23 protein-coding genes and 1 rRNA gene are annotated in these 18,024 nt (G+C 69.9%); 13 read left to right on the top strand and 11 right to left on the bottom strand.

What is annotated here, in order from left to right:
* Window positions 1-313: ribosomal RNA gene (locus tag ACMGFE_RS25260) — 16S ribosomal RNA — on the bottom strand; the annotation flags it as partial.
* Window positions 314-1,695: 1,382 nt separating this feature from the next.
* Window positions 1,696-2,421, bottom strand: a complete 726-nt coding sequence (locus ACMGFE_RS25255) for a TraB/GumN family protein (protein ID WP_436928039.1) — start codon at window positions 2,419-2,421, stop codon at window positions 1,696-1,698.
* Between the two features lie 408 nt (window positions 2,422-2,829).
* Between ACMGFE_RS25255 and ACMGFE_RS25250 the strand changes: the two genes are divergently transcribed.
* Window positions 2,830-3,054, top strand: a complete 225-nt coding sequence (locus tag ACMGFE_RS25250) for a DUF1328 domain-containing protein (RefSeq protein ID WP_436928038.1) — start codon at window positions 2,830-2,832, stop codon at window positions 3,052-3,054.
* 84 nt (window positions 3,055-3,138) lie between these two features.
* Here the strand turns inward: ACMGFE_RS25250 and ACMGFE_RS25245 are convergent, their stop codons facing one another.
* Both ACMGFE_RS25245 and ACMGFE_RS25240 read right to left on the bottom strand, forming a co-directional pair.
* Window positions 3,139-3,381 carry a hypothetical protein gene (locus ACMGFE_RS25245; RefSeq protein ID WP_436928037.1) on the bottom strand — a complete coding sequence of 81 codons (243 nt, stop codon included), beginning with the start codon at window positions 3,379-3,381 and terminating at the stop codon, window positions 3,139-3,141.
* A gap of 54 nt (window positions 3,382-3,435) precedes the next feature.
* The gene (locus tag ACMGFE_RS25240; RefSeq protein WP_436928036.1) at window positions 3,436-4,104 is read right to left on the bottom strand and encodes a CBS domain-containing protein; all 669 of its coding nucleotides are present in this window, start codon (window positions 4,102-4,104) and stop codon (window positions 3,436-3,438) included.
* A 473-nt stretch (window positions 4,105-4,577) separates the two neighbouring features.
* On the opposite strand from ACMGFE_RS25240, the gene ACMGFE_RS25235 reads away from it, so the two are divergent.
* The 4 genes from ACMGFE_RS25235 (at window position 4,578) to ACMGFE_RS25220 (ending at window position 8,039) form a co-directional block, all read left to right on the top strand.
* A complete protein-coding gene (locus ACMGFE_RS25235) occupies window positions 4,578-4,814 on the top strand; it encodes a hypothetical protein (RefSeq protein ID WP_436928035.1) in 237 nt (78 codons plus the stop codon).
* Between the two features lie 234 nt (window positions 4,815-5,048).
* Window positions 5,049-6,200, top strand: coding sequence for a hypothetical protein (locus ACMGFE_RS25230; RefSeq protein WP_436928034.1), 1,152 nt, complete (start codon window positions 5,049-5,051; stop codon window positions 6,198-6,200).
* A 74-nt stretch (window positions 6,201-6,274) separates the two neighbouring features.
* Window positions 6,275-6,907: a rod-determining factor RdfA gene (rdfA, locus tag ACMGFE_RS25225; protein WP_436928033.1), complete on the top strand. Its 633-nt coding sequence runs from the start codon at window positions 6,275-6,277 to the stop codon at window positions 6,905-6,907.
* Window positions 6,908-7,019: 112 nt separating this feature from the next.
* Complete coding sequence (locus tag ACMGFE_RS25220) at window positions 7,020-8,039, top strand: sulfite exporter TauE/SafE family protein (RefSeq protein ID WP_436928032.1); 1,020 nt, start codon at window positions 7,020-7,022, stop codon at window positions 8,037-8,039.
* Window positions 8,040-8,197: 158 nt separating this feature from the next.
* Here ACMGFE_RS25220 and ACMGFE_RS25215 read toward each other — a convergent pair whose 3' ends face one another.
* From ACMGFE_RS25215 to ACMGFE_RS25200, 4 genes are all read right to left on the bottom strand, one after another.
* A complete protein-coding gene (locus tag ACMGFE_RS25215; RefSeq protein WP_436928031.1) occupies window positions 8,198-8,581 on the bottom strand; it encodes a DUF4112 domain-containing protein in 384 nt (127 codons plus the stop codon).
* Between the two features lie 9 nt (window positions 8,582-8,590).
* Window positions 8,591-9,292, bottom strand: coding sequence for a helix-turn-helix domain-containing protein (locus tag ACMGFE_RS25210; protein ID WP_436928030.1), 702 nt, complete (start codon window positions 9,290-9,292; stop codon window positions 8,591-8,593).
* A gap of 239 nt (window positions 9,293-9,531) precedes the next feature.
* Window positions 9,532-11,457, bottom strand: a complete 1,926-nt coding sequence (locus ACMGFE_RS25205; RefSeq protein ID WP_436928029.1) for an archaea-specific SMC-related protein — start codon at window positions 11,455-11,457, stop codon at window positions 9,532-9,534.
* A 128-nt stretch (window positions 11,458-11,585) separates the two neighbouring features.
* On the bottom strand, window positions 11,586-11,738 hold the full coding sequence (locus tag ACMGFE_RS25200; protein WP_436928028.1) for a hypothetical protein: 153 nt from the start codon (window positions 11,736-11,738) through the stop codon (window positions 11,586-11,588).
* 162 nt (window positions 11,739-11,900) lie between these two features.
* Between ACMGFE_RS25200 and ACMGFE_RS25195 the strand changes: the two genes are divergently transcribed.
* Window positions 11,901-13,130 (top strand): CBS domain-containing protein, encoded by a 1,230-nt coding sequence (locus ACMGFE_RS25195; RefSeq protein ID WP_436928027.1) that lies wholly within the window; start codon window positions 11,901-11,903, stop codon window positions 13,128-13,130.
* A gap of 116 nt (window positions 13,131-13,246) precedes the next feature.
* Window positions 13,247-13,417 (top strand): DUF7535 family protein, encoded by a 171-nt coding sequence (locus ACMGFE_RS25190; RefSeq protein WP_436928026.1) that lies wholly within the window; start codon window positions 13,247-13,249, stop codon window positions 13,415-13,417.
* 87 nt (window positions 13,418-13,504) lie between these two features.
* On the opposite strand, the gene ACMGFE_RS25185 is transcribed toward ACMGFE_RS25190, so the two are convergent.
* Window positions 13,505-14,059: a uracil-DNA glycosylase gene (locus ACMGFE_RS25185; RefSeq protein WP_436928025.1), complete on the bottom strand. Its 555-nt coding sequence runs from the start codon at window positions 14,057-14,059 to the stop codon at window positions 13,505-13,507.
* Window positions 14,060-14,166: 107 nt separating this feature from the next.
* Here ACMGFE_RS25185 and ACMGFE_RS25180 point away from each other — a divergent pair, with 107 nt between their 5' ends.
* The 5 genes from ACMGFE_RS25180 (at window position 14,167) to ACMGFE_RS25160 (ending at window position 16,698) form a co-directional block, all read left to right on the top strand.
* Window positions 14,167-14,631, top strand: a complete 465-nt coding sequence (locus tag ACMGFE_RS25180; RefSeq protein WP_436928024.1) for a DUF5789 family protein — start codon at window positions 14,167-14,169, stop codon at window positions 14,629-14,631.
* 5 nt (window positions 14,632-14,636) lie between these two features.
* Window positions 14,637-14,876, top strand: coding sequence for a DUF8593 domain-containing protein (locus ACMGFE_RS25175; RefSeq protein ID WP_436928023.1), 240 nt, complete (start codon window positions 14,637-14,639; stop codon window positions 14,874-14,876).
* A gap of 93 nt (window positions 14,877-14,969) precedes the next feature.
* Window positions 14,970-15,668 carry a DNA starvation/stationary phase protection protein Dps gene (gene dps / locus ACMGFE_RS25170; protein ID WP_436928022.1) on the top strand — a complete coding sequence of 233 codons (699 nt, stop codon included), beginning with the start codon at window positions 14,970-14,972 and terminating at the stop codon, window positions 15,666-15,668.
* Between the two features lie 215 nt (window positions 15,669-15,883).
* On the top strand, window positions 15,884-16,171 hold the full coding sequence (locus ACMGFE_RS25165) for a HalOD1 output domain-containing protein (protein ID WP_436928021.1): 288 nt from the start codon (window positions 15,884-15,886) through the stop codon (window positions 16,169-16,171).
* Between the two features lie 188 nt (window positions 16,172-16,359).
* On the top strand, window positions 16,360-16,698 hold the full coding sequence (locus ACMGFE_RS25160) for a DUF7130 family rubredoxin-like protein (RefSeq protein ID WP_436928020.1): 339 nt from the start codon (window positions 16,360-16,362) through the stop codon (window positions 16,696-16,698).
* A 163-nt stretch (window positions 16,699-16,861) separates the two neighbouring features.
* Here ACMGFE_RS25160 and ACMGFE_RS25155 read toward each other — a convergent pair whose 3' ends face one another.
* Complete coding sequence (locus tag ACMGFE_RS25155; RefSeq protein ID WP_436928019.1) at window positions 16,862-17,218, bottom strand: hypothetical protein; 357 nt, start codon at window positions 17,216-17,218, stop codon at window positions 16,862-16,864.
* Window positions 17,219-17,457: 239 nt separating this feature from the next.
* A complete protein-coding gene (locus ACMGFE_RS25150; RefSeq protein ID WP_436928018.1) occupies window positions 17,458-17,727 on the bottom strand; it encodes a hypothetical protein in 270 nt (89 codons plus the stop codon).
* A gap of 18 nt (window positions 17,728-17,745) precedes the next feature.
* Here ACMGFE_RS25150 and ACMGFE_RS25145 point away from each other — a divergent pair.
* Window positions 17,746-18,024: hypothetical protein (locus ACMGFE_RS25145; protein WP_436928017.1), on the top strand; the 279-nt coding region annotated here is incomplete at its 3' end.

Raw genomic sequence — 18,024 nt, 5'->3', positions numbered from 1 at the left:
AATCTTGTCTCAGATTCCGTCTCCAGGCTCTTGCTCTCACAACCTGTACCGATTATCGGCACGGTGGGCCGTTACCCCACCGTCTACCTAATCGGCCGCAGCCACATCCTACAGCGCCGTAGCGTTTGAGACTCTCGGCACTCCAGCCTGAAAGTCCTATTCGGGATTAGCCTCAGTTTCCCGAGGTTATCCCGATCTGTAGGGCAGTTTGACCACGTGTTACTGAGCTATTTGCCACGGGTCTGAACCCGTGCGACTAGCATGGCTAAGTCGAACTCCGATAGCAATGGCCTCCGGCAGGATCAACCGGAATGGTTTCCCGGCTCGAGGCCGGGATCTGGCGGAGACACGCTATCAACGTGTGTGCACGCTATGAACGTGCGCGTATGTCTGGTCCGTCAGTCGGTAACACCGCATCGGCCGTTCCGATCGGGTATCACCGAACTGTCAAGGCTCACATCAGATCCCATCTGTACGGCGGACCGCAGGGGTGGAATCCTCATGGGTCGGGAAGACGGTGCGGCCTGAGGCCGCGTCCCGTTTTCCCTCGTGCGGATATCATCGTAGTGGGTTACCCCACTTAATGGTTCCGAAGTCCGAACCCGCCGTGGGCCGGAATCACACGACGGCGCCGGTGTGGTAATCGTCGCCACACCGGCTTTAAGTGTGATCCCGGTGGCGGGTTCGAGCTCCGTCACCGCGTGGTCGGGGCCAGCGGACCACGGGACGTCCCCGCTTCCACTGCCCTCGAACGGATATAATCGTACAGGGTTCCGGGTATTAAACGTTGCGAAAACCGGCCGTCTCTGTGAGTGAAAACCACACGAAGGCGCCGGGATGACACGTTACCGTGGTAGTGGATTTAAATACTTTCGACTTACCTGCACAGTGACAGCGACTCACGTTCGCTGTAGTCCCGCCCGGGCCGATCGGTAGTCGCCACACGAGCTGCACAGGGACACAGCCGCCCAATTCCGCTCGAGTCGCCGCGGCACTGCCGGGAGCGCGCTCAGATACCGTGGCAGACTCTTCCATCGCGTGCGCGCACGCGAACGCCGACAGACCTGGTGACCCTGCGTCGGGAGAATACCGGGTCGACCCTGCCTCGTCGCGAGGCCAGCTCCGCTCGTCGACCACCCCCTTCCATCGGACAATAGACGAACGTAAGGAGTACGGTATATCCTGCTATCTACCATACGTATTTACTTTTCGAGCAGGAGCAGTGCGAGCAGTCGCGAACACGCCTCTATGAACGGATTATCTCGATAGCAGGGCGGTTTCAGCTGGTATTGTTCGGTATCAGGGCCGAACGGCAGATGACAGCAGCGATCCTGACCGCCGGCTCGCTGTGTGGAGACAGGCAGGCCACAGCTAGTTCGTAAAACTGGCCCCATTCCCCGCCTATCGCACGTTCTCTACCTATCTGACGATCGTTTTCGACTTCGAGGATCGGTCGAGGAGGGGATCGGTAAACCAGCCCCACTGACCGATGATCCGTAAATATATAATATCTACAGGTATAATAGGAATTTATAATATGGGGTAGCAGAACATGGGACGGACCCCTGGCTCGCGCGTCCGCTGCGGAGCATCCGACAGTGAAAGAGTCCGCTGAGCCAGGAGCGGTGCGAGCGCTGTCACACCGATCGGATCCGCCCGGGCGTCTGCACGCCCGCGGGTCGGGCGGTCAGCCGGTCACGCGGTCAGCCGATCGCGGATCGATTCGAAGTGGCCGAGCCCGACGACGGCGACGACGTCACCGCGCGTGCGCAGGGTCTGGAGTCTGTCGGCCATGTGCGCCTCCCGCGTCTCCGAGCGGACGCGCGAGGCCGGGGGCGATTCGAGCGCGTCGAGGACGGCCGTCGCCGTCCGGATCTGACGGTTCTCGTCCGCGACCTGCTCCCGCGGGGGGTCGCTCCGACTGACGCCGTGGCTCGTCGGGTCGCCGACGGCGATCCGGAGTCCCGTGCGGTTCGTGAGCGTCGCGGCGGCGCGACACGCGAGCGCGGTCTTGCCGACGGACGCGACGCCGCGAACCGAGCGCACGGCCGTCTCGAGGGACGTCCCGCGGGCGACGAGCGTCCGCGCGAGACGGCGACAGAACGCCGTCGACGGCCCGTCGATGCCGACCACGTCGTCGGTCCCGGCGGCCTGGACCGCGGCGCTCATCTCGCCGCCGAACGGCGGCGGCGTCTCCTCGTCGGCGGCGTGTGTCTCGTAGAGCGGGACCGCGAGCGGCGGGAGTTCGAGCGCGAGGACGTCGGGCGCCTCGCGCTCGACGACGCGGCGCACGCGGTAGACGCTCGCTGGGTGGTCGTGGACGACGCCGACGAGCGTCACCGACCCGTCGCCGCCCTCGTCGCTGTACGTCTCGACGTACTCGGACTCCATCCGGGGATCGGGGCTTGGTTCGTCTGGCATACTCTGGGATCCGGCGCCGGTAGCGTCGCCGTACTCTCGGAAAGACTGACGTAAGAATGTTCCGCTCACCCCGCACCCGACGATCCGTACCAGATCGCGATCATTTCTGGCCGCACGGGCCGAGTGACGTCCCGCCGTTTCGGCTGCTACCGCCGGATCCCGGCCGTTCGGTGGCGGTTTTCGCCCGCGATCGCGGGCTCACCGCGGGGCAACGACGGTCGCGGACGGCGCGTCACTCGATCTCGGTCCGGGCGCGCGCGGTCGCGATAGCGGGCGCCACTACGGCGTTCAGGCGGGATAAGACGGCGTTATCGCCGGCGTCGAGGAATAACGCCGCGTTAGGTGGGGTACCCGCTCTATTACAATGAGGCGCGGGCGAGTAGCCATCGGTGAGAACGCATGTTCAGTATGCTCACGGTAGCCGGTCGTCTGTCCGACCCGCTTAGCGCGCTGACCGCGGTCCCCTTGCAGTTCTTCTCGGGGGATTTCATCACACTCGCGATCGCGTTTTTCGTCCTCGCGATCGTGGCCGCGTTGCTCGGTGCGCGCGGGATCGCCGGATTGAGCATGGAGATCGCCAAGTGGCTCGTGCTCATCTTCCTCGTACTGGCGGTCGTCTCGCTGGTGTTGTGACCGGCGTCCGACCGCTCACGAACCGAGCGACGAAAACGGCGACCTGAGACGGGACCCGCCCCGTGTCGGGACTGGCGTCGCGTCTTACTCGATGCTCCCGTAGATCGTCCGCCGCCGGAACGACGCCAGGTGGTAGTTCGTCACGAGGACGGAGTAGGCCACCATCGCGGCCGCGATGAGCGCGACGATCCACAGGTTCGTGCCGTGTGCGACGGCGTTGAGCGACTGCGCAGCACCGACTGCGAGCGGTCCGAAAGTAAAGAGGCCCGTCCGGATCGGGAACGTACGACACATCTCCTCGAAGGAGGGTCGATCTCGGGTCGCCATTAAGACGGGCTTTCTAACGAGCAGTTATAACTCCTTTGGTCAGACCGACCCCGGTCACAGCCGCGGTGACTGCTCCTGGACGGTCGTCGCGAGCTTGTCGAGTTCGCTCCCGAGCAGGACGAGCGCGTCGTCGAGCGTCACGATCCCCTGGAGGCGCCCCTCGTCGTCGACGACGGGGAGCCGCCGGATCCCCTCGTCGCGCATCAGCTGGAGCGTCTCGAAGATGTCTGTCGAGGCGTCGACCGAGATCAGGTCGCGGCCGATCAGTTCCTCGACGGCCGATTCCGCCACGTTCTGGTCGTCTGCGAGCGCCAGCGCGACCGTCCGGTCCGTGAGGACGCCGACCGGCTTGTCGTCCTCCACGACGACGACCGAACCGACGTCGCGGTCCCGCATCTTCTCGACCGCCGTGCGAACCGACGCGTCCGGTTCGACGGTCACGACGTCCTCCGCGACGACGTCGTCGACCGAGACCGGCCTGAGCAGCGACCGACCCCGCGGCGCCTGAGCGCCCGGGATCCGGGCCGACTGCTGGCCGGCCTGCATCCCGCCGGCGTCGGGCTGCGACGCGTGCTGCATCTGCTGGGACTGGGCGCCCGGCGCGCCCCCGCTCGTCGGCATGCCGTGCGACCCCATCGGTTGCTGGGACTGCTGGGACTGCCCCTGCGGCACCCCGTACTGCGGCGACGGCGTCGGCTGGCCCTGTATCGGTTGCCCCTGCATCGGCTGTCCCTGCTGGGGCGGTCCCTGGGACTGGGGCTGGGGTGGCTGGGGCGGTTGCGCCCGGGGCGGTTGCGCCTGCGGCGGCTGTCCCTGCGGCGGTTGCGGGTTGGGCGGGCCGCTCTGTGGTCGCTGGGGCGGTTGCTGGCCGGTGCCTCGCTGCTGTCGTGCCCGCGGGTCCGACGGGTCTCCCTGGTTCGGTGTCATGGTAACTGAGTCGGCGCGGACGCTCCGCTCGTCGGCCGACGGAGGAACGTTCGCTCCACCAGTCAATAAACTTTGCCGGGGCACCGATTTCGCCCGGGACGCGACCGGAGTCGCGGCGGCGCTCTCGCCGTCGAAACCCCGTGACTGCGACAGGTCACGCCCCTGCCAGGGGAGTCGCTTATGCCCGTCGATAGCGTAGGGAGGGCGACCCCCTCGACTCGCCGTTGCGCGGTCGACGGCCGGGTCAGACCGCCGTGGGACCGAGAAACATGAGCACCCACAACAGCACCGTCAGATCCGTCGCACCGTCCTACCCCGACGCCGAGCCAGTCGGCCCCCACCTGGTCATCGACAAGACCGAGTGGGTCCCGGGTCGGCACCCCGAATCACACCGCAGCCACGCGGGCCAGCGCGGCTACCGGGAGTCGTTCTACCGCTGTGTCACCTGCGGCGCCGAGCGCCTCTCGAAGCGGGACCTCCCCGAGGAGTGCGCCGCGCCCGGCTGACCGCACGCCCCAGCGACGTGTCGCCACCGACTCGCCCGCCAGCGCCGCCGTGAGCCGCGCCTCCCGGTCGACGGGCGTCTTCGACCGCCGACCGGCCGCTGCAACGGTCGGGAGGGTCGAAAGCGCACGCGCTCGCCGGGTAAGGGCGGGGAAACCGCTCGAATCGTCACCCGTTTTTAAGCGTCAGCACCGGGAACTGCCCGTGTCAGCGCGTCACGCGGCTGGCGATCACCAATGAGTTCCGACGACACCGATACGGCGGACAGCGAGCACAGCGACCCGGACGACGCGTCCGCGGGAGAGACCGAGTCGGACGACCAGCCCCGGGACCCCGAGACCGGACAGTTCCTGTCGAAAGACGAGCGGGGCGAGACAGACGCCGACGGCGCGGAGGCGGAGACCGCCGACGGCGGGGCCGAGTCCGACGCGGAGCGCGCGAAGTCGGCCGCGGATGCAGCGACAGAGCCCGCGGGCCCGGGCGACGCGACCGACGCCGAGACGGGCGCGCGGCGCGCCCCCGAATCGCGGGAACGAGCGCCCGGGGGACGGTCGAGCACGGCGGACGTCCCGACCGGCCAGCCCCCCGATCCGGCCGGTGGCCCCGGCTCTCCGGGGAGAGCCCAGCCGTCCGGCGGGTCGGCGGCGACTGGACCGCCTCGGGGACCACCGGGCCCCGGTCCGCGCCAGAATCGTCCCGGCACCGCCCCGCAGCAGCCCCCACGGAGCCGGTCGCCGCCGGCGGAGGGACACCGGTCGCGCCCCGCGACGGAACAGGCCTCCCGCCCCGCGGATCGACCGGGTGTCGAAGCGCGGGGCGGGACGCCACCGGGTGGAGCGCCACCGAGCGGAGCGCCACCGACTGCAGCGCCACCGGGCAGAGCGCCGCCGACTGCAGCGCCACCGGGGAGACCGCCCCGCAACCCCGGAAACGAGGCCCCGGCCGGGAACGCGCACGCGCCGCAGTCCACGGGCGCGAGCGCCGAGCGGACGTGGCCGCCCGCGCTCGACCTCGTCCCGATGCAGGTCCAGGGGAACGGGGATCCGGTCGGGTCGAACCCGCGACCCGCCGTCGAGCGGCCCCAGCAGCGACAGGCGACGGCGAGCCCCCAGGAGCGAGCGCCACCGGCACCGGGCGGCCGCGCACCGCCCGCGGGCCCGCCCGGGCAACCACAGCAGCACGCAGACGCGGGACGACAGGCCCGCTCGCCCGAGACAGCGAATCGGCAGGCCATTCCCGGGGGCGCGAGTCGACAGACACCGCCCAAGAGTGCGAACCGACAGCAGCGGCCACCGGCCGGTGACGATCGGCCGTCGCGCGGGCCGCCGACGCCGGGACCGGCGCCGGATCCCGACCGACAGCGGGGGCCGGACTGGCCGTCGAGATAGCGGTCGAGCGACCGGGCGCCGCCCGGCGGGCGCACGCGTAGCCTCTAAGTGTCCGTTTTCACTAGAGAGTGACAATGACGGACTCCGACGCGGTCGACGGGACGGGCGAGGCGGGCTGTTCCTGCAAGATCGGCCGAAGCGTCCGGCGCTACGGGCTGGGCGCCTTCGACCGGACGCTGACAGACCGCCGACGCGACGGCGCGAGCCTCCGCGACCTGGAGACCGTCGTCAACGAGGCGATCCTGCGCGCCGCGCTCCGCGAGGCCGACGCGGACGTGATCGGCGACCTGTCGAGCGTCTACGAGGGGCTGACCGGCGACGGCGCCAGCGCCGGGGAACGCGCCGAACTCCGCGACCGGCTGGCCCGCGCCGGGGTCGACGTCGACGCCCTGGAGAGTGACTTCGTCTCCTACCAGACCGTCCGCACGCACTTTCGCGACTGCCTGGACTACGACACCGACCGCCGCACCCCGCTGTCCGTCGAGGACGCCCGCGGCACCGTCGAGTGGGCGCGCTCGCGCAGCGAGGGCATCGTCGAGCGGACGCTCGACCGGCTGGCCAACACCGACGGGTTCACCGTGGGCGACCTCACGACCTCCCACGTCGTCCGGGTGACCTGCGAGGACTGCGGCGCGACCTACCCCGTCGACGAGTTCGTCGACCGCGGCGGCTGCGACTGCCCGACGGCCGACGGCGATGGATCGTAGAACCGACTCGATCCGGGTGCCGTCCGGGCCGTAATCCGACGCAACGACGGAATAACGGGGCATGAACAATAGCCGTCACGCGACGTATCGCACGACACCACGTTCCCTCCAGATGTCGAACCCACCTACCGAGACAGACTCCGCGTTCCAGGAGCCCGTCGACTACGCGGAGCCGGCGATCGACAGAGCGGCACGGCGGCTCGACGAGAAGCCCATCGGCGACAGGGTCAGGCTCCGGCGTCGAACCCGTCGACGGCTGGTACTGCTGGTGGCGGGGTATCTGGTGATTCTCGCGGGGAGCGTGCTCGTCACCGGCGACGGTCCCGCAGACTCCCAGTCGGTTCGGTCCCTGTTGCTCCCGGGCGTCCTCCTCGCGGGGTTCGTCTTCGAGACGCTGGATTCCGCCTCGGGAATGGGGTTCGGCACGTCGCTGACCCCGCTGCTGTTCTCGTTCGGGTACGCGCCGCTCGAAGTGGTGCCGGTGCTGTTCGTCACGGAGACCGTGACCGGACTGCTCGCCGGCGTGCTCCACCACGAGTTCGGGAACGTCCAGTTCTCGGTGACGCCGCCGCTGACCGACGCCACCAGGGCGGTCGCGCTGCTGGCGGGCGTCGGCGTCCTCGGGACACTCGTCTCGATCGGTTTCGCGTACCTCCTGGTCGAGTTGCCCGCACGGGCTATCGAGGTCTACGTCGCCCTGCTGGTCATCGCCATGGGCGTCATCGGCCTCCTGCGGCAGCTCCTGCCGAGCGAAGTGAGCTACCGCCCGCGCAGACTCGCCGGGTTCGCGCTGCTGGCGGGCGTCAACAAGGGGATCTCCGGTGGCGGCTACGGGCCCATCGCGACGCTCGGACAGATCTACGCCGGCGTCTACGAGAAGACGGCGACGGCGATCACGTCGCTCGCGGAGGGGATAGTGTCCCTGGTCGGCGCGGTCGCGTACTTCGGACTGTTCCTCGGCGGCTTTCCGATCGAGTACGGTCTGTTCCCCTCGCTGTTTACCGGCGCGTTCTTCGCCGCGATCGTCGCGCCCTATCTCGTGCGCGTCCTCCCGGGCCGAGTGCTTGAGTACCTGATCCCGCTCTACGCCTTCGCTATCGGCGCGTTCGCGCTCGTCCAGCTGTTCGGGTGAGCACCGCCGTCGACGGACCGTTCTGCCGATCGGACGGCGGTACCGAGAGCGCACGAGCGGGCCACACAGCGCGTAGGATAGAGGCGAGCCCGAACACGCGGAGAGATCTCAATGCCGACACGCTCGTCGAGAGCGGCGCGAGCGCAGGACCGGGACGGTCACGCCGACCCCTCGACGTGGGCTTCCATCACGTCGACGTTTCGCTTGTTGATCTTCCACCCGGCGTCGAAGAGGGTGCCGACGAACGGGATCGACCCGACGGCGAACTCGACGAGGACGCGCCAGAGCATCGCGGCCACGTGCCGCGCCGGGACGCCCACCTCCACGGCCTTGAAGACGATGTACAGCGAGGCGAGCGCGGCGACGAGATCGCCGGAGATGGGCGCGATCCCGAGGATCGGGTCGAGGCCGATGCGGACCGGCGTCCACGGGACGCGGATCGACTCGTCGAGCAGGTACGCGACGGACCGGGCGCGGGCCAGCGCCGCCCGGTCGTCGGGGTCGGTCGCGGACTCGGACGGTGGGGACGTGATCGTGGCCATGGGCAGCGATCAGGTGTCGATCTCGTGGCGCATCCGCGGCGACACCTCGTGGTCGCGGCGGTGGATCTTGTGGTAGAGCGCGTTCGTGATGACCGTCTCGTGGGCGCGGCGGAGCCGCTCGGAGAGCGCCTGGTGGGACACGTCGAAGTGCTCGGCGAGCTCCTCCTGGTTGACCGTCCGCGGCACGTCGTAGTAGCCCGCCTCGTAGGCGCTACAGAGCGTCTCGTACTGGCGCTCGGTGAGCCCGAGGTGGCCGTACTCGGCGGCCTCGGAGAGGCGGTTGATCCGTTCGAGCGAGAGGTCGATCCCGTACTCCGCGCAGAACTCGTCGGTCTCGGAGACGCGCTCGTGCTCGGGGAAGAAGATCTGCAGGTGCCAGGTGTCGCCCTGGCCGGAGGCGTCGAGGATCGTCGCGTTCTCCTCGGCGATGATCGAGACGAGGACGCGCACGCGGGTCGCCCACTCGACCCGGAACAGCGACTCGCCGTCGAAGTCGGCGAGCGCGTCGACGTCCTCCGTCGTCGGGTCGTTCGCCAGCGCGTCGTGGAGCCGGTCGGTGTCCTCACAGCCCGCCCAGAGAAACGGCATGACGTGCTCTGCCCCGTGCGCGACGAGGCGGACCATGCGTACCTCCGCGTCAGGGACCGCCGCGAGCGTCTCCGAGAGTGCGAACTGCTCGGCCGGGACGGTGGCCTCGACGATGGTGCTCATCGGGTACACGTTCGACGCGGCCGGCAAAAGAACGTGCCGCCTACGTGCTTCGATCGCCGGTAATCGGTCGAATCGGGCCCGCTCGCGGGCGTGTCCGTCTCGCTGGGCGATCCGACGAGCGCGATAAGCCGGGCTTAACAGTGATATCAGCGTGAAGCAACGGCCGGGTCCGCAGCCCGGGCGGTCGTCTCCGGGAGCAACCGCGGCCGGTTCCGGGCGGCTGACGGGTCCCGAGCGGCTCAGGCGACGGCCTCGGTCGTGCGGACGCGCGCGAAGCGGTCAGGGAGCGCCTGGGCGTCCTCGGGGAGCAGCGCGACCACGAGGTACGGCGCGTAGTCGGCGAAGTACTCGACCAGGTCGGCGATGCGCTCGGCGTCGATGGCCTCCAGTGAGTCCAGGAGGACGAACGGCACCTCCTCGTGGACGTCGTGGACGAGGTAGCCCGACAGCGCGACGACGAGGCCGATCACCTCCCGCTCGGACTCCGAGAGGTGCGCGACGGTGTCGTCGTAGACCGACCCCGCGGGCGTCGACCGCACGACGTGCAGGTCGAACGTGCTCTCGGGCGCGACCTCGTCGGCCGCCGCGTCGGTCTTGCGCTCGATCCACACCCGCTCGACGTTCTCGTAGCCGAGCAGGCCCAGCACCGTCTCCATGTGGTCGTTGAACGTCTCGACGGCCGCTCGCTCGACGTCGGCGATCCGCGATCGCAGGGCCGCCAGTTCGTCCCGGTGGGCCTCGATCTCGGACTCCAGTCGGTCGCGCCGGTCGCGCTCGGCCTCGGCCGCCTCGATCTCGCTCTCCAGGGCGTCGATCGCCTCGTCGATCTGGCCGCGCTCGTACTCCAGCTCCGAGAGGCGCTGGTAGCGGTCGAGCAGGTCGCTGTCGCGCAGGTCGTCCGACTCGGCGGCCGCCGCCTCCAGCTCCTCGATCCGCTCGCGGAGGGCCTCGGCCCGCGCTTCGAGGTCGTCGATGCGCGACTCGCGGCGCTCGATCTCCGCGTCGATGTCCTCGAGCTCCGCCACGAGCGACTCGTGTTCCTGGACGTCTCCACGCAGGGCGGCGACGTACTCGCGCTGGTCGCCGATCTCGGTCCGCAGCTCGTTGCGCTCGCGGCGCTTCTCGTCGACGACGGCGCGCAGGTCGTCGACGCGCGCTTCGATCGCCGCCCGCTCGACCGTCGTCCCGCAGGTCCAGCAGTCGACGGTCTCGGCGGTCGGGTCCAGCGCCGCGACGACGTCGTCGTCCCCGCCGCCGCCGGGCAGGGCGTCAGCGGACTCGTCGGCCAGTTCCGCGTTGAACTCGACGATCGACACGAGGTTGTTGATGGTGTTCTCGAGGGCGCGCCGGCGCTGCTGGAGCCGATCGAGGTCGTCGGTCGCCTCCTCCAGTTCCGCCCGCGGCGCGTCGACCGCCTCCAGGTTCCCGGCGACCGTCTCGCGCTCGTCTTCGAGCGACTCGACGGAGTTGCGCTGGGTGCCGAGCCGGTCGCGGACGCCCTCGAACTCCTCGCGGGCCTCCCGGAGCTCCTCGACGACCCGCTCGGCGTCCTCGGCGTCGGTCGCGTCGATCTCCGTCGCGTCGACGGCCTCCTCGACCGACTCGATGCTGTCGACGACCGCCTCGCGCTCCTCGCGGCGGGCCTCCAGCCGGTCGCGGAGGCCGGGCAGTCGCTCGGCCTCGCGGTCGGCCTCGGTGAGGTCCTCCGAGAGGGTCCGCACCTCGCGCTGGCGGCGGTCGATCTCGGCGCGGATCTCCGCGGTGTCGATCGGCTCCATCACGGCCTCGCGGAGGGCCTCGCCGTCGCCCCGCTCGACCGCCTGGCGCGCCGGGTTCGTCGCGAGCAGGCAGCTGTACAGGTCGACGACCGCTCCGTCGTCGGTGTAGGGGTCGCCGCTCGCCCGGACGCCGCCGCTCGTCCGCTCGAGCCGGCGGGTGTAGGTCTCGTCACCGACGGTGAGTTCGACGGACCCGTCGTCCGCGTCCGCCTTGAGTTCGCCGGCGCTGCCACCCAGCGCCGCGGCGATCGAGCGCAGCAGCGACGTGCGGTTCGTCGCGTTCCGACCCGTGAGCACCGTCACCCCGGGGTCGAGCGTCACCTCCTCGTCGTCGATGCCCCCGAGGTTCCTGACGGAGACGGTCACGGACTCGTCGAGCGTCGTCATCTACAGTCCGGTGTGTCAGACGACACTTCAAGCTTTGGACGCGCTTACCGGGAGTACTACCCGCTTACCGCTACTCCCGCGGCGAACCGCGGTCGGTCCGACCCACGGCCCGGCTCGGCCGGCGCCGGTCAGGGCTCCGGGGCGATAGCCTGGACGCGGCCGGTGACGCCCGACGCCGGTTTCACCTCGCGGACGACCTCGACGGTCACGCCGCGCCGGAGGTCGTCGCGGCTGGGCCGCTGGATACGAGCGTAGTTCCCCTCGCCGGGGCAAAAGTCCACGCCCGTCGTGAGCCGGGTGGTGTGCGACCCCGGACGCGAGCGACCGATCCGGGGCGGCCGATCCGGGACGGCCGATCCGGGACGGCCGATCCAGGGCGGGCGCGGGGAGGGTGGCGACTGCAAGCCAGCGCCCTATCCCGTGAGCGCCCGAACTGGGGACGAATGGATATCGCGGAGGCCGTCACGACCGAGTATCGCGAGTTCGACCCCGATACGACGGTGTCGAAGCTGATGGGCGCGTTCCAGACCCACCGCGATCCCGGGCTGCTGATCGGCTCCGACGACGGGATCGAGGGTATCGTCACGCGCGACGTGCTGATCGGGTCACAGCACGACCCCGACCAGAAGGCGAAGTCCGTCATGCGCGAGGACGTGCCGCACGTCGACCGGCGCGACGACATCCGCGAGGTCGCCCGCCAGATGGTCGAGAGCGAGTTCCCCATCCTCCCCGTCTACGACGGCGAGCAGTTCGAGGGGGTCGCCACCAACGAGAGCGTCGCCGCCGCGACCGAGCCGTTCCTGGACGCGGTCGACGTGAGCGACGTGTACAGCCGCGACCTGCGCTCGGTCGAGCCCGAGACGACCCTCGGCGAGGTGATCAACCGGCTCCGCACCAACAGCATCTCCCGCGTGCCGGTCATCGACGAGTCCGGCAGCGCCGTCGGGATGATCAGCACCTTCGACCTGCTGGAGTTCACCGTCCGCGCGACCAAACAGGAACAGGGCGGGAACGCCCAGGGCTGGGGCGAGGGGGCGGGCGCCGGAGACTCCTCGAAGACCCACGGCGGGTTCGGCGAGCGCGCCGGCGTGGCGTCCAGGCTGCTCGACCTCCCCGCCCGGGACGTGATGAACTCCCCCGTCGCGACGACCGGCCCGACGACCGGCCTCGGCGAAGCCGTCCACGAGATGCTCGAGGACGACTACTCGTCGCTGGTGGTCGAGATCCCCGCGGAGGGCGTCGACGGCATCGTCACGCTGACCGACGTGCTCCGGTCGCTCACCTGGACGCCCGACGAGGAGGGCCCCCGCCTGCAGGTGTTCGGCGCGCGCTATCTCACCAGCATGACCAGAGAGGAGATCGCCGCCCTCGTCGACAAGGTCGAGAGCAAGTACGACGAGATGGACGTCATCGAGGCGTACGTGATCCTCCACAAGCACAAGGAGCGCCAGCGCGGGTCGCCGCTCATCCAGGCGACGATCCGGCTGTTCACCGACCGCGGCCGCTTCGCCGGAACCGGCGAGGAGTACGGCGACGCGCCGGCGATCCGCGCCGCCCGCGACAACCTCGAACGCACCGTGTTAGACGACAAGGGCCAGACGATGCAGGAACGCCGCGGGAAGCGCTCCCCCGAGGACGCCGAGCGACTCCTCGGCTGGTGGCTCGAAACCTGACCCGCGACGCCCGCTCGTCGCCCCGCGGACTCGTCGGCCCGCCATCTCCCCGCCGACTCGCTGGCCCGCAATTGCCCCACCGCCCCGCCGAACGACCCACCCGAGACCACAAACCCATGGACACAACTTCCAAGATGCGCGGTCTGCACCCGAACGGCGAGATGAGCTTCATCGGCTACACCATCGCGGCGATACTCGTCGTCGGGATGCTCCCGCTACTCCCCTTCTTCCTCCTCTGGCTCCTCGTCGACCGGATCACCAGCGGCGGCGAGCAGCCCAGGTACTGACCGCGTCCGGCCCGCCGGCCGCCGACAGCCCAGTCACCGATCCCGCCGACCGGCAACGGGGTGCGTCGATCCGCCGGCCGAGCCGCGTCACTCCCCCTCGGCGATCTTCCTCGCCACCCGCAGGTCGCGCTCCAGCATCGGCTCGACGTCGTCGTCGTAGAACGTCGCCGCCGGGTGGTAGGTCGGCAGGACGAGTCGGCCGTCGACCTCGTAGGTCTCGTCGCGCAGGTCGCCGATGGGCTCGTCGCTGTCGAGCATGGCCCCGCTCGCGACGGCGCCGAGCGTCACGACGACCGCGGGGTCGACCCGGTCGAGTTCCGCCTCCAGCAGCGGCTTCCAGGCGCGGCGCTCGTCGACGGTCGGGTCGCGGTTCTCCGGCGGTCGCACCTTCACCAGGTTCGTGACGTAGACGGCGTCGCGGTCGATCCCGGTCGTCTCGAAGAGGCTGTCGAGCCGGCTCCCGGCGCGGCCGACGAACGGCTCGCCCTCCTCGACTTCCGTCGCGCCGGGCGCCTCGCCGACGAACGCGATGTCGGCGTCGGCCGGTCCGGCGCCGGGGACGAACCGCGAGCGGTCGACGAACTCCGCGGGGACGGCGTCGAGTTCCTCCGCGAACAGCGCCTCGAAGTCGAACTCGGCCATGCGCCCGGTTGGACGCGGACGGGGAACGGGCTTTCGCCGGCGCGTGCCGCCCGCGCGGGGCGAGCGCCGGGAACAGACATTTCCGGATCGTCGGCCAAAGGCGATCGATGCCAGACGACGGTGATTCGTACGACCCAGACCCCGAGCGTGTCCAGCAGCGCGCGGTCGACCGTCGCCGCGAGCGGACGGGGATCGTCGAGGACGAACTCGGGCGCGTCGCCGACATGCTGGGCGAGGCCAAGTACCCCACTACGTCCGAGGAGCTCGCCGTCGAGTACGGCGACCAGCAGATCGACCTCGGCAACGAGACGGAGTCGCTGGGGTCGGTGTTCGACCGCCTCGTCGACGAGCGCTTCGAGTCCGCCGAGGAGGCCCGGGAGGCGATCTACCACGAACTGACCGGCGAGGCCGCCGGCCCCGAGGAGTACAACGAGGGCCGACCGCTCGACCCGATCGACGACGACGAGCGCGACGGCGCGACTCGCCGAACCGAGCCCGAGGGCGGGACGCAAGTCCCCGAAGACGCGGCCCGGGACCCCGACCGGGACGGCGACCCGCGCCGACAGGAGTGAGGCCCGTGGCCGACCGGATCACCGAGGGCGACGTCGGGAAACCCGTCGTCCACGACGGCGAGCGGGTCGGGACGCTCGTCGACTACGAGAACGGGACGCCGTTCGTCGACCCCAACCCCGGGATCGCCGAGACGGTCGCGGCGAAGCTCGGCGTCGAAGACCACGGGAAGGCGGCCTTCCCGCTCGAACGCGCCGCCGTCGCCGACGTCGGCGACGACGCGATCCGCCTGCGGGTGGACCTGTAGGGCGCCGGCGACGGTGACGGCGTCGTCGCGCTTGCACACCCACCGTCAACCTTGATACCGTCACCCGACTAACCCGCCGCTCGGAGGTATTCCATGAGCCAGACCTACGAATCTACCCCGAGCCAGCAGTCTAGCGGCCGACAGAACGAGAGTCAGCAGCCCGCGACCGGCGGACAGGGACAGTCCCGGACACCGACCGCGCCGGTCGGCCAGCTGTTTCCGACGCGGAGCTATCTCCCCCAGGACGTCAGAACGACGAGCATCAGCGTCCTCAACCAGTGCCTCGCCGACCTCACGGCGGTCAACATGCAGCTCAAGTCCGCCCACTGGAACGTCAAGGGCCAGGAGTTCTACCAGCTCCACGAGCTCTTCGAGGACCTGACCGAGGAGTTCGAAGCGTTCATCGACGAGGTCGCCGAGCGGTCGAGCGCCCTCGGAGGGCGTCCCCCGGGCACGGCCCGCGAGGTCGCACAGAACACCACGATCCCGGCGCTCCCCCGCCAGACCACGGAGGGGATGGCCCTCGTGGCCGAACTGGCGGACCGGTTGGCGATCCTCGACGCGAACCTCTACGGGCAACTGGAGACGGTCACCCAGCAGAACGACCTCGACACCGCCGACCTCCTCAACGAGATCTCCCGGGCGGTCGCGAAGTCGCTGTGGTTCCTGGAGGCGCACCTGCAGGGCGCGCCCGCCGCGACGGGAGGACAGCCCGGCGGCCAGTCCTCCGGACTGTCGATGAACACCACGGGACTCCAGTACTCGCCCGACTCGCAGCTGCCCCAGCAGTGAGCGCCGTCTCGGCGTCCGGGTCGGCGGTGGGTTGACCACGCCGTCGACGACGCCGGCTTCGACCACGTCTCCGTCCGCCAGGCCGGCCCCGACCAGGCGTCGTTCTTCGACTTCGACGCGTCCGGTTTCTCCCGTCGTCCGCGTAGGCCGGGCGTATCGCCGACGAACTGTCGAACGGTCGGAAACAACTTCAGCGGTGCGGGCGACTCCCTGCCATGACGGACAGCCAGACCGAGCAGTCCGAAGAGACGTCGATCGTCCACCGGCAGTTCGACACCGACCGGGACGACCCGGCGATGGCCGTCGCGGAGGCGGTGGCGGACCTGGAGGGCTGTGAGCCCACCGACCTCACGACGATGTACGACCACGTCGACCACGTGATCGACAACCTGTTCTCGAACCCGCCTTCCCCGGAGGCACAGATCCAGGTCGAGTTCTCCTACGAGGGGTACCGGATCACGATCGACCAGAGCGGGGACGCCCGGTTCGTCCGGGTCGGGTGACCGGAGCGGTGTTGCGACGGGGGCAAACGGAGGACGTCCCGCCGACGAGACCGCCGTCACGGCGGCCCGCAACGGCGTGGCGCGCCCGGAACGGCCTCCGTCGCCTCACGCCACGTTCGCGGGGCCACAGTCGCTGACGACCGTATCGCCGGGACCAGAGTTTTGCACGAGGGGGCCCAACTGGAAGTATGAGTGGACGAGGCGAAACTCCCGACGAGGAATCGGACCAGGAAGCCACCGAGGAGGCCACGTCGCTGTCGTTCGGCCAGACGCTCTACGACGAGAGCGGGATCCCCGTCGGGTCGGTCCGCGGGATGGAAGAGAGCGGCGTGTTCGTCACGACGCGCGAGGGCATCGAGTCGCTCAGCGTCGAGCACGCCCGCTCGGGCCACTCGTTCGGCGAGGCGGAGCTGATGTGGCGCTGCACCGAGTGCGGCGAGATGGGCGAGATCAACGACAACCTCCCCGAGAAGTGCCCGAACTGCGGCACCGAGAAGGAGAACCTGATGTACTGGACGGAGGACTGAGGCGTCGCCGGGGCGAGCGTCCGACCGCCGTCGGGAACGCCGACACGGACAGCGCCGGCGCCACCGGTCGCGACCGGACAGCCGAAGCCGTGACCGCAGAACGGGCGACACTGGACGCGACGGCGCGAGTCCCCTCTCTACTGCTCGATCCCACCGGAGTCGGTCACTGCCCGCCCATGCCGTAGGGCCCCTGTCGCGGCCCGCCCGGCTGTTGCTGCATCTGCTGTTGCTGGGCGACCTGTCCGCCGGCCCCGGTCGGCGCGCCGGGCGGCGTCGCCCGTCCGCGCTCTGTCGCGCCCGTCTGCCGGCCGCCGGCCCCCGCGAGTTCGTCCGGCAGCACGAACTTCAGTTCGGTTATCGGGACGAACCCGGTCGCCCGGCGCTCTTCTTCCGATTCTTCCTCCTCTTCTTCCCCCCGCGTCTCGCGGCGACCTTGCTCCTGGTAGAGGAGCACGCCGGAGTCGACCGCCTCGAAGTCGCTACACTGGATCGCGGTACCGTCTTTACAGATCACTTGCATCGTGAAACACCACCGGCGGTTCGGTGCGTGCTCCAATAAGTATCGGCGAACTATCACACCCGGGCCCGACGGGTACCGTCTGGTTACCGGCGGATTCGCCCGCTATCGCCGGTCTGTCCCCCGAAATTCGCTCCCGCGCCGCGCTCGAAGCTGCCGCGTCCCCGGCCCGCTCGCGAACACGGCCGGCGCTCGGGAGTCACGGGATCACGACGGCGGACGGTCGACGGTCGACCGACGGCTCAGGAGTTTTCGGCCGGCGTCTCGGCGGCGTTCGATTCGGTCTCGCCGGCCCGTCCCCGCCTCGGCTGCTGGCCGTCTGGCGTCGCCCCGAACTCGGTGGTCGCGGTCTCGCGCTGCCCCACCGGACCCTCCTGGGGCGGCTGCGGCGGCTGCGTCTGGAATTCCGACGGCGGTCGGGTGGTGACGCCCGACTCGAACTGCGGGAGCGGCTGGGAGGGCGGCGCCTGCGCCTGCTGGTCGGCGGGCTGCGGCGCACCCTGCCCGGGCATCGGTCCGCCGGCGGGCAGTTGCTGCGGCGGCGCCTGCTGCTGGGGCGCGGGCTGGTGTTGCTGGAATGCAGGCGACTGTTGCTGTGGCTCGTATCCCTGCTGTGGCCGTCGCTGTGGCTCGTATCCCTGCTGTGGCTGTCGCTGCGGCGCGTATCCCTGCTGTGGCTGTCGCTGCGGCGCGGGTGCCTGCTGCTGGGGCGCGGACTGGTGCGGCTGTTCCCCGATCGGCGGTTGCTGCTGGGTCGCGGGCGACTGTTGCTGCGGCGCGTATCCCTGCTGCGGCTGGCCGCCGGTTTG

Origin of the sequence: Halosimplex amylolyticum (assembly GCF_051414035.1) — an archaeon.
Classification (GTDB): domain Archaea; phylum Halobacteriota; class Halobacteria; order Halobacteriales; family Haloarculaceae; genus Halosimplex; species Halosimplex amylolyticum.
This window is presented reverse-complemented; position numbering and strand designations above follow the sequence as displayed.

What these genes read in the sequence shown, in the direction of transcription:
- ACMGFE_RS25255 (WP_436928039.1), bottom strand. Translation starts at nt 2,421, where the DNA reads ATGCCAGACGAACCAAGCCCCGATCCCCGGATGGAGTCCGAGTACGTC.
- ACMGFE_RS25250 (WP_436928038.1), top strand. Translation starts at nt 2,830, where the DNA reads ATGCTCACGGTAGCCGGTCGTCTGTCCGACCCGCTTAGCGCGCTGACC.
- ACMGFE_RS25245 (WP_436928037.1), bottom strand. Translation starts at nt 3,381, where the DNA reads ATGGCGACCCGAGATCGACCCTCCTTCGAGGAGATGTGTCGTACGTTC.
- ACMGFE_RS25240 (WP_436928036.1), bottom strand. Translation starts at nt 4,104, where the DNA reads ATGCAGGGGCAACCGATACAGGGCCAGCCGACGCCGTCGCCGCAGTAC.
- ACMGFE_RS25235 (WP_436928035.1), top strand. Translation starts at nt 4,578, where the DNA reads ATGAGCACCCACAACAGCACCGTCAGATCCGTCGCACCGTCCTACCCC.
- ACMGFE_RS25230 (WP_436928034.1), top strand. Translation starts at nt 5,049, where the DNA reads ATGAGTTCCGACGACACCGATACGGCGGACAGCGAGCACAGCGACCCG.
- rdfA (WP_436928033.1), top strand. Translation starts at nt 6,275, where the DNA reads ATGACGGACTCCGACGCGGTCGACGGGACGGGCGAGGCGGGCTGTTCC.
- ACMGFE_RS25220 (WP_436928032.1), top strand. Translation starts at nt 7,020, where the DNA reads ATGTCGAACCCACCTACCGAGACAGACTCCGCGTTCCAGGAGCCCGTC.
- ACMGFE_RS25215 (WP_436928031.1), bottom strand. Translation starts at nt 8,581, where the DNA reads ATGGCCACGATCACGTCCCCACCGTCCGAGTCCGCGACCGACCCCGAC.
- ACMGFE_RS25210 (WP_436928030.1), bottom strand. Translation starts at nt 9,292, where the DNA reads ATGAGCACCATCGTCGAGGCCACCGTCCCGGCCGAGCAGTTCGCACTC.
- ACMGFE_RS25205 (WP_436928029.1), bottom strand. Translation starts at nt 11,457, where the DNA reads ATGACGACGCTCGACGAGTCCGTGACCGTCTCCGTCAGGAACCTCGGG.
- ACMGFE_RS25195 (WP_436928027.1), top strand. Translation starts at nt 11,901, where the DNA reads ATGGATATCGCGGAGGCCGTCACGACCGAGTATCGCGAGTTCGACCCC.
- ACMGFE_RS25190 (WP_436928026.1), top strand. Translation starts at nt 13,247, where the DNA reads ATGGACACAACTTCCAAGATGCGCGGTCTGCACCCGAACGGCGAGATG.
- ACMGFE_RS25185 (WP_436928025.1), bottom strand. Translation starts at nt 14,059, where the DNA reads ATGGCCGAGTTCGACTTCGAGGCGCTGTTCGCGGAGGAACTCGACGCC.
- ACMGFE_RS25180 (WP_436928024.1), top strand. Translation starts at nt 14,167, where the DNA reads ATGCCAGACGACGGTGATTCGTACGACCCAGACCCCGAGCGTGTCCAG.
- dps (WP_436928022.1), top strand. Translation starts at nt 14,970, where the DNA reads ATGAGCCAGACCTACGAATCTACCCCGAGCCAGCAGTCTAGCGGCCGA.
- ACMGFE_RS25165 (WP_436928021.1), top strand. Translation starts at nt 15,884, where the DNA reads ATGACGGACAGCCAGACCGAGCAGTCCGAAGAGACGTCGATCGTCCAC.
- ACMGFE_RS25160 (WP_436928020.1), top strand. Translation starts at nt 16,360, where the DNA reads ATGAGTGGACGAGGCGAAACTCCCGACGAGGAATCGGACCAGGAAGCC.
- ACMGFE_RS25155 (WP_436928019.1), bottom strand. Translation starts at nt 17,218, where the DNA reads ATGCAAGTGATCTGTAAAGACGGTACCGCGATCCAGTGTAGCGACTTC.
- ACMGFE_RS25150 (WP_436928018.1), bottom strand. Translation starts at nt 17,727, where the DNA reads ATGCCCGGGCAGGGTGCGCCGCAGCCCGCCGACCAGCAGGCGCAGGCG.